14 protein-coding genes are annotated in these 16728 nt (G+C 34.7%); 3 read left to right on the top strand and 11 right to left on the bottom strand.

Features of this window, described 5'->3' with window-relative positions:
* A complete protein-coding gene (locus tag LA20249_RS02595) occupies positions 1-570 on the top strand; it encodes an LOG family protein (protein ID WP_057739520.1) in 570 nt (189 codons plus the stop codon).
* Between the two features lie 243 nt (positions 571-813).
* Here the strand turns inward: LA20249_RS02595 and rbsK are convergent, their stop codons facing one another.
* The 11 genes from rbsK to parE all read right to left on the bottom strand — a co-directional run bounded on the left by rbsK (position 814) and on the right by parE (position 15043).
* Positions 814-1725: a ribokinase gene (gene rbsK / locus LA20249_RS02590; protein WP_057739517.1), complete on the bottom strand. Its 912-nt coding sequence runs from the start codon at positions 1723-1725 to the stop codon at positions 814-816.
* 63 nt (positions 1726-1788) lie between these two features.
* Positions 1789-2748 carry a D-ribose ABC transporter substrate-binding protein gene (locus tag LA20249_RS02585; protein WP_057739516.1) on the bottom strand — a complete coding sequence of 320 codons (960 nt, stop codon included), beginning with the start codon at positions 2746-2748 and terminating at the stop codon, positions 1789-1791.
* Between the two features lie 24 nt (positions 2749-2772).
* Positions 2773-3759 carry an ABC transporter permease subunit gene (locus tag LA20249_RS02580; protein ID WP_057739515.1) on the bottom strand — a complete coding sequence of 329 codons (987 nt, stop codon included), beginning with the start codon at positions 3757-3759 and terminating at the stop codon, positions 2773-2775.
* Positions 3743-5242: a sugar ABC transporter ATP-binding protein gene (locus tag LA20249_RS02575; protein WP_057739513.1), complete on the bottom strand. Its 1500-nt coding sequence runs from the start codon at positions 5240-5242 to the stop codon at positions 3743-3745. Before LA20249_RS02575 ends, LA20249_RS02580 begins: the two co-directional genes overlap by 17 nt.
* 16 nt (positions 5243-5258) lie before the next feature.
* Positions 5259-5651 carry a D-ribose pyranase gene (gene rbsD, locus LA20249_RS02570; RefSeq protein WP_057739511.1) on the bottom strand — a complete coding sequence of 131 codons (393 nt, stop codon included), beginning with the start codon at positions 5649-5651 and terminating at the stop codon, positions 5259-5261.
* A 19-nt stretch (positions 5652-5670) separates the two neighbouring features.
* Entirely contained in the window at positions 5671-6687 is a 1017-nt protein-coding gene (locus LA20249_RS02565) for a LacI family DNA-binding transcriptional regulator (RefSeq protein WP_057739509.1), read from the bottom strand.
* Positions 6688-7418: 731 nt separating this feature from the next.
* Positions 7419-8303, bottom strand: coding sequence for a ribose/proton symporter RbsU (rbsU, locus tag LA20249_RS02560; protein ID WP_057739507.1), 885 nt, complete (start codon positions 8301-8303; stop codon positions 7419-7421).
* A 273-nt stretch (positions 8304-8576) separates the two neighbouring features.
* The gene (locus tag LA20249_RS02555; RefSeq protein ID WP_057739862.1) at positions 8577-9512 is read right to left on the bottom strand and encodes a manganese-dependent inorganic pyrophosphatase; all 936 of its coding nucleotides are present in this window, start codon (positions 9510-9512) and stop codon (positions 8577-8579) included.
* A 22-nt stretch (positions 9513-9534) separates the two neighbouring features.
* Entirely contained in the window at positions 9535-10494 is a 960-nt protein-coding gene (locus LA20249_RS02550; RefSeq protein ID WP_057739505.1) for a LysR family transcriptional regulator, read from the bottom strand.
* 93 nt (positions 10495-10587) lie between these two features.
* Positions 10588-13029, bottom strand: a complete 2442-nt coding sequence (gene parC / locus LA20249_RS02545; protein WP_101836860.1) for a DNA topoisomerase IV subunit A — start codon at positions 13027-13029, stop codon at positions 10588-10590.
* 10 nt (positions 13030-13039) lie between these two features.
* Positions 13040-15043 carry a DNA topoisomerase IV subunit B gene (gene parE / locus LA20249_RS02540; protein ID WP_057739503.1) on the bottom strand — a complete coding sequence of 668 codons (2004 nt, stop codon included), beginning with the start codon at positions 15041-15043 and terminating at the stop codon, positions 13040-13042.
* A gap of 208 nt (positions 15044-15251) precedes the next feature.
* On the opposite strand from parE, the gene plsY reads away from it, so the two are divergent.
* Together plsY and LA20249_RS02530 are read left to right on the top strand one after the other, a co-directional pair.
* A complete protein-coding gene (gene plsY, locus LA20249_RS02535; RefSeq protein WP_057739501.1) occupies positions 15252-15872 on the top strand; it encodes a glycerol-3-phosphate 1-O-acyltransferase PlsY in 621 nt (206 codons plus the stop codon).
* Positions 15873-16002: 130 nt separating this feature from the next.
* Positions 16003-16713: a DUF3862 domain-containing protein gene (locus tag LA20249_RS02530; protein WP_057739499.1), complete on the top strand. Its 711-nt coding sequence runs from the start codon at positions 16003-16005 to the stop codon at positions 16711-16713.
* The last annotated feature ends 15 nt before the right edge of the window (positions 16714-16728 follow it).

Below are 16728 nucleotides of genomic sequence, written 5' to 3'. Positions count from 1 at the left end.
ATGAAAAATATTGCAGTCTATTGTGGCGCCTCATCAGGCAACCAAAAGATTTATCAATTAAATACTCAAAAACTCGGTTATTGGCTTGTCGAAAATAATTATGGATTAGTTTATGGTGGTGGCAATAAGGGCTTAATGAATCTCTTGGCTAACAGCGTCATCGAGAAAAACGGTTTTGTTCATGGAATCATTACTCAAAAATTATATGATCGTAATTTAGCACATAATAAATTGTCAGAACTTGAAATAGTCAATAATATGTCTCAGCGCAAAGAAGCAATGCTTAATGACTCCATCGCAAACATTGCTCTACCCGGTGGTCCTGGAACCTTGGAGGAAATTTCTGAAGCCTTTTCTTGGACTATCATCGGGGAAAGCAATCATCCCTGTATCTTCTATAATATAAATCACTATTATGACGAATTGGAAACCTTTTTTGACTCCATGACCCAAGAAGGCTTCTTGGACATTAAGGCTCGTAACACCCTGTTATTTAGCGATTCTTTAGATGAAATCGGTCACTTCATTGCAAACTATTTGCCTCCAAAATTACGCAGATATCAATCCTGATCTAGTCAAATAATTTAACTATTTGAATTTTAGGAATTATATTAAAGGTGTCAGATAGGAACAAATATCTGACAAATATTCTCCTTAGATGGACACATTACAAAAATGTGATTTTCTCATTAACACTACTTATAATAAATATCCTCCCAATTTGTATAGATTTTGAATACAAATCAATTTATAAACTCTCTGATTTAAATAAAACACGTCGAATTAATTTTCGGCGTGTTTTTTAAGTTCAATTTATTTTATAACTTGCTCACGTTTAGGAATAGATGGTTGAGCTCCCAACTTTTGTACAGTTAGTGATGAAGCTTTGCTGGCGTATACAATAGCATCGTGTAAATTAGATAAATCACTCTTTAATTCAGCAACCAAAGCTCCAATAAAGGTATCGCCTGCTGCCGTAGTATCAACTGCTTTAACTTTGAAAGCGGAAATTTGTTCTTCAATATCTTTGCAAGAAACAAATGATCCTTTCGATCCCAAAGTTATAATAACGCAACTAATTCCTAAATTATGATAAAACTTAGCAGATTTTTCTAACGACTCTTTATCCGTTATCTTGATTCCTGAAATCAATTCACTTTCAGTTTCATTAGGAGTGATGACATCAGTCAATTTCAAAAGTTCTTCAGGAATATCCTTAACCGCTGGAGCAGGATTCAAAATGGTCTTCTTGTTAGCTTTATGAGCGATTTTGAAAGCTTCAATCGCTGCTACAATTGGCGTTTCAAATTCTGTAACGACAAAATCACTTGCCTTTATCACATCACTTGCTTTGTCAATATCCTCAGCCGTTACTAAGGAATTGGCACCAGCTTGATAAATGATTGAATTTTGACCTGATTTTTGAAGCAGAATATATGATTGTCCAGTATCCTCATTAGGCGTTACGATAATGTTTTTGACATCAATCTTGTCTTTTTGCATTAATTCCAACATCATCTTGCCATTATCATCATCACTAACACGACCAATGAAGCTAGTCTCTGCACCAGATCTCACTGCGGCAACGGCTTGATTAGCACCTTTGCCACCACCGGCTTTGGAAAAAGCATTCATTTTAATAGTTTCTCCAGGCTTTGGTAACTTGTCAATGTGTTCGATACTGTCAACATTAATACTTCCAATAACAACTACTTTATTTGTCATTCTTAGTGCCTCCTCAAAAGGGGAGAACATGAAATGAATTCACATCCTCCTCTAATCATGTTTTTATTTATTTAAACTTTCAGTTGTAACTAATTTCAATGGTGATTCAATATTTTTCTTAACAGTTTTACCATCAAAATAATTATATGCGGCTTGTAATGCTAACCTACCCATTTCTTCCGGTTGCTGAGCGACAGTTGCAGACATCTTGCCAGATTTAACAGCCTTAATTCCATCTTCCTCGCCATCAAATCCTACGATAGTAATATTTTTGTTTGTCGCTTTCACTGCCTGAACAGCTCCAAGGGCCATTTCATCATTTTGTGAAAAAATTCCAACAATATCAGAATTTCCTTGAAGAATGTTCTCAGTTGTACTCAATCCCTTAGCACGATCGAAACTAGCAGTTTGTTTGGCGACAATATCAAGTTTACCTTTAGCGTATTTATCAAATCCCTTACCACGTTCACGAGTAGCTGATGCTCCTGGAATACCTTGCAATTCAGCAACTTTAGCATTAGCACCCAATTTATCGATTAAGAATTTAGCAGCCATTTTTCCACCTTTAGTAGAATTAGAAGCTACAAGGGATAATACTTTCCCACCATCACTTGATCGATCCACGGTTATTACAGGAATACCAGCCTCGTTTGCATCCTTAACTGCAGGAGTAATTGCCGATGAATCAACTGGGTTTATAATCAAAACATCGACTTTCTTGGTTATTAAGTCTTCAACATCATTATTTTGTTTGGCAGTATCATTCTGAGCATCTGAAATCTGGACTTTAGTACCATTTTTTTTAGCTAAATTGTTAATTCCTTTCTTCACGGAAACAAAGAATGGATTAGATAAAGTTGAAAGTGAGGCTCCAACTTTTATATCCTTGGGCTTTTTGGTTTCAACTTTAGAATCTTCTGAATTACCTGAATCCAGACCGGACTTACCGCAACCGGCTAATGATAAGAATGCTAATGCAGAAATACTTATTGCTAAAATAATTCGTTTTAAAGATTTTTTCATAATAGAGAATCCCCCTTAGAATGATTAGTCATTTGATGAACGTCTATCCAATAGCACAGCAATCAAAATCACGATACCCTTAACAATTTGTTGATAGAAACTAGAAATACCTAATAAATTCATTCCATTATTTAATGTACCGATAATTAAAGCACCAATCAATGTTCCAAAAATCCGACCTTTGCCACCGGCTAATGATGTTCCACCTAAAACAACCGCAGCAATAGCGTCCATTTCATATGATGTTCCAGCATCAGGTTGGGCAGAACTTAAACGTGATGTCAAAATGACACCTGCCAAGGCAGCCATTAAACCAGAAATAGTATAAATCCACATAGTAACAAATTTTGTTTTGACACCGGCAATATATGCAGCTTGTTCATTACCACCTAATGCATACGTCTTTCGTCCAAATGTTGTCTTATGTAACAAAACATACAAGATTAAATAAACTATAGCCATAATAAAGATTGGTACAGGTATTCCCACTAAATAGCCACGTCCCATAAATTGGAACAAAAAGCTACTATTCATTTTAGCCCCAGTAATAGGATTACCATTAGTAAATACATATGTAGCTCCACGGAAAATCGTCATAGTAGCTAGAGTAGCAATAAACGGAGCTGCTTTTCCATAGGCAATTAAAACTCCATTTAAGAATCCCAAAATTCCACCCATTAAAAAGCCTATTAATAAAGCAACGACTGCAGAAACTCCACTTGCTAACATTGAGGCAGTAACCGCACCTGTCAATGCTAAAATGGAGCCAACCGACAAATCAATTCCACCCGTTAGAATAACAAACGTCATTCCAAAGGCAATAACAGCGTTAATCGAAACTTGTCGCAGCAAATTTAACAGATTACTTGGTTGAATAAACCCCGGACTTAGAACAGTAACCAAAATAATCAAAATTATTAAGGCTACTAGTGGCCCCATCTTACCAATAAACTTTTTAAAATCAAAACTATTTTTTTTATTTTTTGAAGTAACTTTAGTTTGCTCTTCCATCATTTGATCCCCCTGTCGCCAAAGTCATAACCGATTCCTGTGTCGCAGTTTTAGTATCAATAATTCCCGTAATTCTTCCTTCATAAACAACTGCAATTTTATCACTCATCCCTAAAACCTCTGGAAGATCACTAGAAATCATAATAATTGCTACATTTCGGTCAGTTAATTCATTCATCAAATCATAAATTTCACGTTTGGCACCTACATCAACTCCTCGAGTTGGTTCATCCAAAATCAACACTCTCGATCCAGAACCAACCCATTTTGCTAAAACCACTTTTTGCTGATTTCCACCACTCAAGCTTTTTGCACTAACTTCTGCACTTTGCGCTTTAACACTGAGTCTTTTTAAAAGCATATTTGTGAAATCGTTTACTGCATTATCATCAATTATGCCATGTTTTACAAACCCATTAATTGACGGTAAAACTATATTATCTCTTAAAGAATCATTTAAAATTAGTCCTTCATCCTTACGATTTTCAGTCAGAAAACCTATTTGATGTTTAATAGCCTCTTGTGGAGAATGTATATGAACTTCCTTACCATCAATAAGAATCTTACCTTCATTATGTGGATCAATTCCAAATATTGATCTCATAATTTCAGTTCTTCCAGCTCCCATTAGACCTGAAAAAGCAAGTATTTCACCTTCATGAACTTGAAAATTAACGTCTTTAAAAACATTGTTCTCTGTTAAGTGCTGAACTTCAAGAGAAACATTCCCAAAATGTGGTTGACGATTGGGATAAAAATCATCTATTTCCCTACCAACCATATCTCTAACCAATTGTTTCATTGTTACATCCTTAGTGGCATATTCATTAATTGAAATACCATCACGCATTACAGTAACTTTATCAGCAATTTTAAATATCTCCTCCATTCGATGAGATATATATATAAATCCAACCCCTTGCTTTTTCAATTCACGTACGACACCAAACAATTGTTCAATTTCATTTTCAGTTAACGCAGCAGTTGGTTCATCCATAATGATTATCTTTGCATTTGTCATTAAGGATTTAGCAATTTCAATCATTTGCTGACGTCCAACACTCAATGTTCCAATTGCTTTGTTAACATCAATACTTGTTCCTAACTTATCAAGATAAAATTTAGCTTTCTCACGCATTTTATTTTCATCCATAATGCCAAATTTATTCTTAATTTCCTTATTTAAAAACATATTGTCAACGACTGACATTTCCAAAAAATTATTCATTTCTTGATGAATAAAAGATATACCATGTTGCTCAGCATCTAATGGTCCTTTAAATTTTGTTTTATGCCCATCTATATATATTTCACCACCATCATCTCCATATAATCCAGTCAGAATATTCATTAATGTCGATTTACCAGCACCATTCTCTCCCATTAATGCATGGACCTCTCCTGATCTAATTGTGAAGTTAACACCTGCTAAAACTTTATTAGTACCAAAAGATTTGGAAATATTTTTCATCTCTATTTTCATAAAAAATCACCTCCATTTAAAACGTAACTCCACTTTCCAATATAATATTAGAATATGGACTAGCCTCCCCAGTTCGAATAAAAGCTTTATTTGATCCTAGGCGTTTCTTCATATCATTATGTGAAATAAATTCAATTGGAACATCAATTATTTTTTTTATATTTGCTAATTGATCTGGATTTTGAATTTTAATTTCTTCCGCCAAATAAACCTTTTGAATTTGCAATTCCGATAAAACGTTCTTTAATACATCAATAAAACTTGGTAGCCCCTTTTGTACCGCTAAATCAATTTTTTTGGTACCTTCTGGAACCGGCATGCCAGCGTCACCTATTGATAGTGTATCAAAGTGACCCATGTCAGCAATTACTGATGATACTTGTGTATTTAGAACCATACCTTTTTTCACTTCTTTTATCCTTCTTTCTTTATATTAACTTCTTAGTAGATCCACCAATTTTCAATTTTGTTTTTAAAGTAACTATTTTTTTGTCACAATTTGGATATACTATACGATTAATCAACAACTCGACAGCCTTTTCTCCTAATTGATCAATCGGTTGCGATATTGTTGTTAATCCAGGAATTAAGTATTTATTCATATTAATATCATCAAACCCAACAATTGAATAGTCATCTGGAACAACCTTACCTAATAAATTTAATCCTTTGTAAACCCCTATCGCAATATCATCATTAATAGCAATGATGGCCGTCGCATCACTCTTTATAATTTTTCTTGTTGCTTCAACACCCCCTTCAGGTCCGAATCCTGTTCTAAAAACAAGATCATCAGAGATAGTTAATCCATATTCTTTAAATGCCTCCTTATATCCAGTAAAACGTTTTACTAAGTTCATAGTTAACTTATAAGGAATTATAATTGCTATACGCCTATGCCCCAGTGAAAGTAAGTACCTTGCAATTTCCCTACCAGCTGATTCTTCATCAATTAGTACTCGATCATCATCCGTATTTAAATCAGCCTGATCGGTCAAAACCATAGGTATATTGTTATGGACGGATAGCTTGTCCACAATTTCTTTAGATGCACCTGGTGCAGATAAAATCAATCCCTTCTGAGTTCCCGAAGCAAATTGTTCAATAAAGAAATCGATATTCTCCTTAAACCCATTGACGCTAAAAATTTGTGGAAAATAACCTTTAGGAATAGCTGATTGTTCTATGCTTAAAGCAAAACTTGCAAAAAAAGGATTCATAATATTGGGAATAACTACCCCCAATGAATTAGTTCGCTGTCCTACCATGCCACGAGCATAATAGTCAGGATAATAATCTAATTCCTTTTGTGCCTCATGGACCCTCTTCTTTGTCATATCACTGAAACGCTTACCTTTACCATTAAGAATCAAAGACACTGTAGTAACAGAGATACCGGCCTTATTAGCAACATCCCTTATAGTTGTTTTATTATTCAATCTCAAAGCGACTCATCTCCAAATTAGTAAATCGTTTTACTAAATTCTACAAATATATCATATTACCATTTGTAAACGCTGTCAATAATATTTTTATATCAATTCATACATAATAATTCAAATCTAGCAAAATTTAGCAATGAAATTATAGTATTTTTTGGTTAATCAAATTAAATAAATATTTCATACTTTCAATCTTATAGTAATTTAACCAATCGGTCATTCTTTAACACATCAGATTATTTTTCAATAATACTTGAACCTACTTTCTATCATTAATCACAAGAAAATTTGATATTATAGAGTTCTTTTTTTTAATAGCAAAATACAAAAGTCAGAGGATTTTGAATGCTGAAAATTGGGAATTGAAATAAAATAAATAGCACCTCACAAATCATATTTTTTATGAGAAGGTCAACATCAGTAGAACCAAGTAACTTCTCTATTTTAGGGAAAAATTCTTAACAAACTGCGGCAAATAACTTTGTCGGATCATAGTAATGCATGGTAATAACATTAAGTGAATTTGTCTTATTATGTCCAAAAAAAGCCCCCTGTATTGTCTCCAATACAGAGGGCACACTTCAAGGCCAAATTCTAACTGTTAAATCAAACTATTATCAACTTTATTTGGCCAATAGTTTCAAAATAATTTTGAATTATATATTTATATCATATCTCACTAATTTAAAAGCTCAAAATTCATTTTTTATATTTTCAATTTTAGCTATTTCATTTTAAATAAAGGCGGTAATAATTCCAGCAATCACAACTAAAGCTAGACCAGAAACAACCATAATCATTTCCTTATGAGTTTTATATTCATGCAGAATATAAATTCCACCTAAAGTACCGATTATTACGTTCATCTGTGACAAAGTAAAACCAGTTGCTAAACCATTTACATCCTTTCTAGATGAGATCAGATATGTCAAAGCCGCAAATGCAAAGAACACACCACTTATCAAATTTAAATAAGTACTTTTAGCACGATAGGGCTTAGCTTCACGATTACTCTTAGTGATAAAAGCAAAGGCAGTTGAAGCAACAGCCATTCCCAAAGCTTGTGGTAGAAAGGCTTGGAAACCATCAACAGTCACGGCTTGTGGAAAAGCAGAATAACCAACGTAACCAATTGTAGCAATCAAAACTAATGTAATACCTTTAACAACGTTAGATTCACTTTCAGAAACCTTTTTTTCACTATAGGTTGTTAAATACACACCAATTATAATCAAAATAATTGAGAAGAAACCAATTAATTTAGCAGTCACGCTTGACCATTCACCTAGGACGATGACACCCCATAGGGATGTTCCAATCAATTGGAATCCAGTTGAAACAGGCATGGTTCTTGAAACACCCATTTCTGTAAACGCATAAAAAACCAAACTTTGTGCAATTGACCAACATGCACCAGACAAGAAAGTAAACAAGAAGTCCCTTCCTGTCAATATGGGTGTTTGCATGACTAACGATACAACAACGGCCGACAAAAACGTTCCATAAGTTGCTCCAACAATTTGATTAACCGGCTTCCCTCCGAATTTACCAGTCAAAACAGGGAACACACCCCATCCAATCATTGGCATAAGGCCAATTAAAATATTCATCGTATTCATTAAATAAAAACTCCCTCTAATCTCAAGATAAAAAAGCATTTTTCAGCAATAATGATATTATAGCAAAACTGAGAATACGTTTTCAAGAAAAGTGCCTGTTTTCATTAAATTTATTATTAGTTTTTACTTATTTAAATATAGTTAAATAGTAATTGTGCCTTGAAATGACAACGCTTTTGAGCTCCTATTGTTTATAAATTATTAAATGTAAGCGATTAGCAAATTTGCTAAAAAATAAGGAATCTAGATAGATTCCTTATTGATTAAATCATATTAAAACTTAGCATCCAATGGAGGAACAACTTGTTTCTTACGTGAAACAACGCCAGGTAAACTAGCCTTGTTATCAGAAACCTTAGTATTCAAGGCCTCTTCAAAAGTCTTGATTGCATCATCGTCACCAATAATGACACCAGTTGTATCACTTGTTAGGATATTTGTAATCAAAAGTACAAACAAATTGTAACCCTTGTCAACATTTTCAGCTTTGATATCTTTAATAAAGTCAGCTTCACGTTTCAAAGTATCATCAATATCAACAGTATTTACTTGAGCAATACGGACACTGTTACCATTCATATCAAAACTCTTAGCATCCATGTCGATCAATTCTTGAGTAGACTTACTATCTAAGTTAGTTCCGGCCTTTAACATTTCAAGACCGTATGATTCATAGTCGATTCCCGCAATCTTACTCAAATCCTTTAAAGCATCACGATCTTCATCAGTTGTTGTAGGGGATTTTAATAACAAAGTATCAGAGATGATTGATGAAGCCATCAAAGCGGCAATCTTAGTTGGAATTTCAATCTCTTCTTCGTTGTACATCTTCCAAACAATTGTACTTACGCAGCCTAGTGGTTCAGCACGGTAATAGAGAGGCAATTTTGTTTCAAAGTTAGCAATTCGGTGATGATCAACAACATGTGTGATTTGAACATCATCAATGTCAGAAACACTTTGTTGTCTTTCATTATGGTCAACTAACATAACTTTCTTAACTTCACCATTGATAGCTGAAATAACACGAGGATACTTAGCATCAAAATGATCATAAACAAATTTTGTTTCTAGATTAGGTTCGCCTAAAGCAACTGCTTCAGTGTTGTAACCTAATTGATTTTGTAAATATGAATAAGCGACAGCTGCTGAGACAGCATCTGTATCAGGATTTTTGTGTCCAAAAACTAATTCTTTTTCCTTTGGCATAATTGTGGCCCCTTTATAAAATTTATCTTGAAGATTTAAGACGATCAACATAACTCATCTTATCTAGAAAATTATCCCATTCACTGAGAAAATCTTCAAAGCGAGGAATCTTTTCCTTATCCTCTCGATATACAAATGATAAATCACTTGTGATAGCTGGTTCAAGTGGTGTTTGATAAAGTTTAAATTTATCCTGATGTGCAATACAGAAACTCAACGGTAAAATTGTATAAACATCGTCAGATTCTTGTGCGAACTTCAGCAATTGGTATGTTGATGAAAAGCGAGCAATCACTTGTGGAAAATCTACTAAAGCATCCCGATACCTTTCACTGATCAATTCAGAAAAATAGTAACTCTTTAAATATGCTGCCCATGGTTTAACCGTAGCATCTTTATAAGTAACGCTTCTTTTCTTATTAATCTTCTTATCATTATGAATCAACATAATATTATCGCTCATAATTTTTTTTGACCGATACAATTTCCAGCTTTTAATACTCTTATCGGGTAAATACATAATTGCTAAATCAATCCGATTATTTTGAATATTATCCCATAACTCTTTACGGTTCAAGAGGTTCAAATCAATCACTACGTCAGGATTGATTCGATTATATTCAACAATAAAGTCTTCAATAACAATTGATTCTGCTGTCGAAAGCAAACCGATACTAATCGTTCCTGATCTTTCTGAGGACTCTTGTTGAATCTGGTCGGTAACGTTATTTATCAAATTAAACATTTGATGTGTAGCTTTCAGTAACAAGGTTCCAGAATCAGTCAGATAAATCTTTTTACCAACACTATAAAACAATGGTGCACCCACTACTTTTTCAATCTTTTTGATTTGTTGCGTCAAAGCAGGCTGAGTAATTCCTAACAATTGAGCTGTTTTGGTATAGCTCATATTTTTAGTTAATTCATCAAAATAATTCAATGCTTTAGAACTAAAAACTCTTCTTGATTTCTCATCTAACAATAAGAGAATCCTCCTAGGTCTTTATGAAGTAAAAAATAATATAATCAATAAGATAATAATACTATACAAGCTTATTATCCGCCATTTATATCATTATTTTTCTGGAATTTTTTTCACAAATCTAATTGGATTACCATCGGTCACTGGGTCCATAATGAACGAACCATTAGAATAACGATCAGCATTCTGATGAATCGCTATATCTACAGGAATCTCTTTATTGGTATCAGTTATAATCGACAAATTCAAACTGTTATTAATATTTGTAACTAAGCAGATTCGATGCGGCTGACGTTTCAATTCACGCAAAGTCAATACCCCGCGACGAGCACGACTAGTAACTGGTATTTCCGATAATTTCATCTGCTTGTACGAGCCTCGTTGCGTCAAGACAGCGATCTTATCGTTTTCATCATCAGCTAAAAAGTAACCTGCCAAACTGTCATCATCCTTTAAACTAACAAACTTGACACCCATAGCTTTACCGCTGACTACTGGCACTTCTTCGATAGGAAATGCTGAGGCATAAGAATGCTTTGTAAATACATAGATTAATTTCTGTGAATCGTTTGGTACATAGTAAATTGCCAATACTCTTGAGACATCATTTTTCAACTTACAATATTTAGAAGCTCTGGACTTATAAGTTCGTCCTGGCAATAAGTCACTAAAAGCAACTTGTTTAATATAATTTTCATCAGTTCCCACTAAGAAGTTTCCAGTTTCCTTCAAATCCTTGAAGACAAATACTTTCAAGATAGATTCATCAGTATCCAAACCGACCTTTTGAGAAAGATGTGAACCCGTATCCTTCCAACGACTATCTTCAATCTCAAAAATTTGTCGATAGATCAAATTACCCTTATCCGTAAAAATAAACAGATGATCCAAAGTATTAACATTCATGTCAGCGATTGGATAATCCTCATTTTTCAGACCATTTGCATCCGGATCAGAGGCTTGATAAGAGCGCAAGCTACTTCTCTTAACGTAACCATCATGACTAACTAACAATCTCACATCTTCACTAGCAACCATGACTTTTGTATCAACTTCAATTTCCGCCACTTTAGCTTCAATTTTTGTTCGACGCTTATCAGAATACTTGTCACGCACTTCGATCAACTCTTTTTTAATAACATTCATCAAAGTTACGTGATCATTAATGATCTTATTAAATTTGTCAATCTGTTCATTCAATTCTTTATCTTCACGCTCTAATTCAGTCACATCAGTATTAGTCAAACGATACAATTGCAAAGAAACGATGGCCTCTGCTTGTTCATCACTAAATTGATAATTCTTGATCAAATTATTTTTAGCATCAGATTTATTTTTACTAGAGCGAATTGTTTTAATAACTTTATCTAAAATTGACAAAGCCTTGATCAAACCTTCAACAATATGTAAACGCTTCTTAGCTTTATTCAAATCAAATTTACTACGACGTAAAACGACGTCTTTTTGATGCTTCACATATTCCTTCAGGATCTGGACTAAACCGACCTGTTGAGGACGCATGTCAGCAATGGCAACCATATTAAAATTATAGGAAACTTGTAAATCGGTATTCTTAAACAAGTAATTCAAAATTCCGTTAGCGTCTACATCCCGCTTTAATTCAACGACGATGGACAACCCTTGACGGTCACTTTCATCACGAACTTCGGCAATTCCCTCAACCTTCTTCAGGACACGAATCTCATCCATTTTCTTAACTAGTTGAGCCTTATTGACTTCATAAGGAACCTCTGTGATAACAATCTGTGATTTATGACCACGAAGCTCTTGAATAGAAGTCTTAGAACGAATATAAACTCGCCCACGACCAGTCGTATAAGCATCCTTAATACCTTGCTTACCCTGCAAAATACCACCTGTAGGAAAGTCTGGTCCTTTAACAATCTTCATCAATTCATCAAGTGTTACGTCAGGATCATCGATCATCTTTATTGTTGCATCAATAACTTCAGCTAAATTATGAGGTGGAATCTCAGTCGCATAACCGGCAGAAATACCTGTCGCCCCATTAACTAATAAATTAGGGAAACGAGCTGGTAGAACCTTTGGTTCCTTTTCAGTATCATCGAAATTCCATTCTTCATCAACGGTATCTTTATTGATATCCCGTAACATTTCCATAGAAATTTTGCTTAATCTAGCTTCGGTGTAACGCATAGCGGCAGGTGGATCCCCATCCATTGAACCGTTATTTCCGTGCATTTCAATCAAGGGAGCTCTTAATTTCCAGTCTTGAGACAAACGAACCATAGCTTCATAGATGGAGGAATCTCCATGGGGATGAAAATTACCCATAACATTACCGACACCCTTGGCTGACTTCCGAAAGCCTTTGTCGTAAGTATTACCATCCAAAAACATTGAATAAAGAATTCTCCGTTGAACTGGTTTTAAGCCATCACGAATATCTGGCAACGCTCTTTCTTGAATAATTGATTTTGAATATCTCGCAAATCGATCTCCCATGATTTTTTCGAGCGAAATATCTTGAATTTTAGGAGAATTTTCAGTCACTATCTATCACCTATTCCTTATTCAATAAATCGTCGACAAGTTTACTATCAATCGGATCAGTATCGTCATCGACTTTTTCCAAGATATGATCTCCCTCTTCAGTTCCATTGAAGCGGACATTATCTTCGATCCAATCTCGTCTTGGTTTAACCTTGTCACCCATTAACGTAGTAACACGGCGTTCAGCTAAGGCTGCATCATCAATATTGACTCTGATCAGAATCCGATTTGTTGGATCCATTGTGGTCTTCCAAAGTTGATCAGCATTCATTTCACCAAGACCTTTGAATCTTTGTAATTCATAGCCTTTACCCATTTTTTTAATATCTTCTTGCAACTCATCAGGAGTCCAGGCGTATTCTATTTTTGTTTTAGCGCCCTTACCCTTTTGTAATTTGTAAAGAGGTGACAAAGCAATATAGACATGTCCTGATTCAACTAATGGACGCATATAACGATAAAAGAATGTCAACAACAAAATCTGAATATGTGACCCATCATCATCAGCATCGGTCATGATAATGACCTTGTCATAATTACGATCCTCTAATTTAAAATCAGCTCCGACTCCAGCGCCAATTGTATAAATCATCGTGTTGATCTCTTCGTTTTTATAAATATCTTCCAGCTTGGCTTTTTGTGTATTCAAGACTTTACCACGTAAAGGCAAGATTGCTTGAAATTTACGATCCCGACCTTGCTTGGCAGAGCCACCAGCGGAATCACCTTCGACTAAGAATAATTCATTCTTATCAGGATTTTTCGATTGAGCTGGGGTTAATTTACCAGACAATAAACCATCAGTTTTTTTATTCTTTCTACCACTACGACTACTTTCACGAGCCTTTCTAGCAGCATCTCGAGCTTCACGAGCTTTCAGAGCCTTTTTAACTAACATTTGAGCCTGTTCGCCATTTTCCATCAAATAGAAACTCATCTGTTCATAAACCAATTGATCAACCGCACCACGAGCTTGAGGTGTACCTAATTTACCTTTAGTTTGACCTTCGAACTGGAGGATCTCTTCTGGAATGCGAACGGAAATGATAGCTGAGAGTCCCTCACGAACATCGCTACCTTCAAGATTCTTACTATTTTCCTTTAAAAGTCCAACTTTTCGAGCATAGTCATTAAAAGCTTTGGTTAAACCAGACTTCATTCCGGCTTCATGTGTCCCGCCATCAGCAGTTCGAACATTATTGACAAATGAAATAATGTTTTCCGAATAACCATCGTTATATTGACCAGAAAATTCAATTTCAATATCTGAATTAGTTCCCTCAACATAAAAGATTCCACCTAAGGCGTCTTTTCCTTCGTTTAAATACTTAACAAAAGATTGGATTCCATCTTCATAGTGGAAAATGTCTTGTTTATCTTCTTCGCCGCGTTTATCGGTTATAGTAAATTTAACACCTTTTAGCAAGAAAGCTGATTCACGCAATCTTTCGGCCAAAGTATCATAATTAAATTTTGTGGTCTGAAAAATCGTTGCATCAGGTTTAAAACTAATCGTAGTACCACTACCTTCTTTGGTAGATCCGGTTTTCTTCAAAGTTCCAACGGGATGACCGCCTTTTTCAAAACGTTCTTCATAAACCTTATGATCACGAACAACTCTAACAGTCATCCATTCAGACAAAGCATTAACAACTGAAGAACCAACACCGTGCAATCCACCAGAGGTCTTATAACTGTTCTCTGAGAACTTACCCCCGGCATGTAACACTGTCAAAATAACTTCGATAGTAGGTTTCCCACTCGAGTGCATTCCTGTGGGCATTCCCCGTCCATGATCGACGACAGTAATACTACTATCCTTATTGATCGTAACGTTGATTTCTTTACCGAAACCTGACAAAGCTTCATCGACAGCATTATCAACAATTTCATAAACCAAGTGATGTAAACCACGTGAATCAGTGGAGCCAATGTACATACCCGGTCTTTTTCGTACAGCTTCTAATCCTTCAAGGATTTGAATTGACGAATCATCATAAGATGATTTTGGCATTTATATCATTCCTTTTCATTTACTACATAATTCAATATTTCAATATTATAACACTATTACCTTAACACGAATATATGTTCGTACATAAGAAATCTTTTAATTTCTGGTAAAATAGTGGATAATGTCTAAGTTGGTATCTATAATTCTTATAAAAGCACCATAGAGTTACAATATACCAAAAAATTAAAGCTAAGAGAGTGATTTTTTAATGAAACTTCTCATTTGTGCAATATTAGCCTACCTAATCGGTTCGTTTCCAACGGCTTATCTAGTGGGGAAAATATTCTTTCACAAGAATATCTTTGATTATGGTAGTGGCAATGTCGGTACTACCAATGCTTATCGTGTTTTCGGAAAATATGCTGGAACAGTGGTGCTGATTATCGATATTCTAAAAGGAACTTTGGGCGCACTGATGCCTCTATTTTTCAATCTAGACCGGCACTGGGTTCTCTTTATTGGAATCTTCGCTGTTATCGGACATTGTTTCTCAATTTTCTTAAAATTTCGAGGTGGCAAAGCTGTGGCAACCAGCGCTGGTATCCTATTAGCCTACAATCCACTATTATTTTTAATTTGTTTCATTGTTCTAGCAACTATCGTCTATGTTACTAGTATGGTCAGTGTTGCCAGTTTAACTACGGTTCTATTTTTTACAATAGCATCTCTATTTCTTCACGATTGGATTTTAACAATCGTAGCTGCCATAGTGACTATCATTATCTACGTACGTCACATCCCTAACATCAAGCGTTTGCTTAAGGGAAAGGAAAATTTAGTTCCGATTGGCTTGAAATATAAGAAACAACAACGCGAGCAACAAAAATAGATTTTTCATTTTAAGCAAGGTCAAAATTGATCTTGTTTTTTATTACCAATTTTTTAAATTTGACGTAAAACTTGCTTGTTACTGATAAAATATTCATAAAGTATCTATGTTTTTTTAGGGGGATTTTAATATGGATAATCATAAGTATCCTAGTAGAGCTGAGTATCGTAAAATTCATCATTTAAAACCCATCAGGAAACCATTTTATCAAAAATGGTGGTTCTGGTTAATTATTGTTATATTAATTATCGGCGGTCTTATAGGAGGGCTTACAGGATACTATTATAATCCTGGAAACGAAACTGCTAAAACTACTCAATCTAGTAAAAAAAAGCCTGAGAAAAAGAAAACTACCAAAAAAGTTACCGGAATTACTTTAAAACAATATAACGGTACTTATATCAGTGAAAAAGATGGAATGTCTCTTAATGATCTTATTAAATTTTTTGGCAAACCAACTACTAGCACCACTAGTAAAGTCGATGGTGTTCAAACAAAAATAGAGACTTGGACCAAAATTGCTAATGGAAATAAGAATTCTAAATTGATCATTCATTTCTACAATGATCACGCTGTTACCAAAGCCTTGATTGGCCTAAAAGTGAGTCGATCTAAAAAAATAAGTTTGGCACAATACCAACAAATAAAAACTGGGCAAACTACTGAAAACATCATCAAAAAACTGGGCAAACCTAATGACTATAGTGAATCATCCGTCAATGGGATGCAGATGAAAGTCCTCAAATACACCTCCGGTTTAAATGGCGATGAAGGCGCTACCTTGTCTGTTAATATCGCCAACGACAAGGTCAGCAGTAAAAGTCAAACGGGATTAAAATAACTTATCGGGGTGATT

The organism is Companilactobacillus alimentarius DSM 20249 (assembly GCF_002849895.1).
GTDB lineage: Bacteria > Bacillota > Bacilli > Lactobacillales > Lactobacillaceae > Companilactobacillus > Companilactobacillus alimentarius.
The sequence above is the reverse complement of the archived record's forward strand: the minus strand, read 5'-3'. Positions and strand labels throughout refer to the sequence as shown.

Coding starts and splice junctions, on each gene's coding strand:
- LA20249_RS02575 (WP_057739513.1), bottom strand. CDS start 5,242: ATGAAAATAGAGATGAAAAATATTTCCAAATCTTTTGGTACTAATAAA.
- LA20249_RS02580 (WP_057739515.1), bottom strand. CDS start 3,759: ATGGAAGAGCAAACTAAAGTTACTTCAAAAAATAAAAAAAATAGTTTT.
- LA20249_RS02530 (WP_057739499.1), top strand. CDS start 16,003: ATGGATAATCATAAGTATCCTAGTAGAGCTGAGTATCGTAAAATTCAT.
- plsY (WP_057739501.1), top strand. CDS start 15,252: ATGAAACTTCTCATTTGTGCAATATTAGCCTACCTAATCGGTTCGTTT.
- LA20249_RS02585 (WP_057739516.1), bottom strand. CDS start 2,748: ATGAAAAAATCTTTAAAACGAATTATTTTAGCAATAAGTATTTCTGCA.
- LA20249_RS02555 (WP_057739862.1), bottom strand. CDS start 9,512: ATGCCAAAGGAAAAAGAATTAGTTTTTGGACACAAAAATCCTGATACA.
- rbsU (WP_057739507.1), bottom strand. CDS start 8,303: ATGAATACGATGAATATTTTAATTGGCCTTATGCCAATGATTGGATGG.
- parE (WP_057739503.1), bottom strand. CDS start 15,043: ATGCCAAAATCATCTTATGATGATTCGTCAATTCAAATCCTTGAAGGA.
- rbsK (WP_057739517.1), bottom strand. CDS start 1,725: ATGACAAATAAAGTAGTTGTTATTGGAAGTATTAATGTTGACAGTATC.
- LA20249_RS02595 (WP_057739520.1), top strand. CDS start 1: ATGAAAAATATTGCAGTCTATTGTGGCGCCTCATCAGGCAACCAAAAG.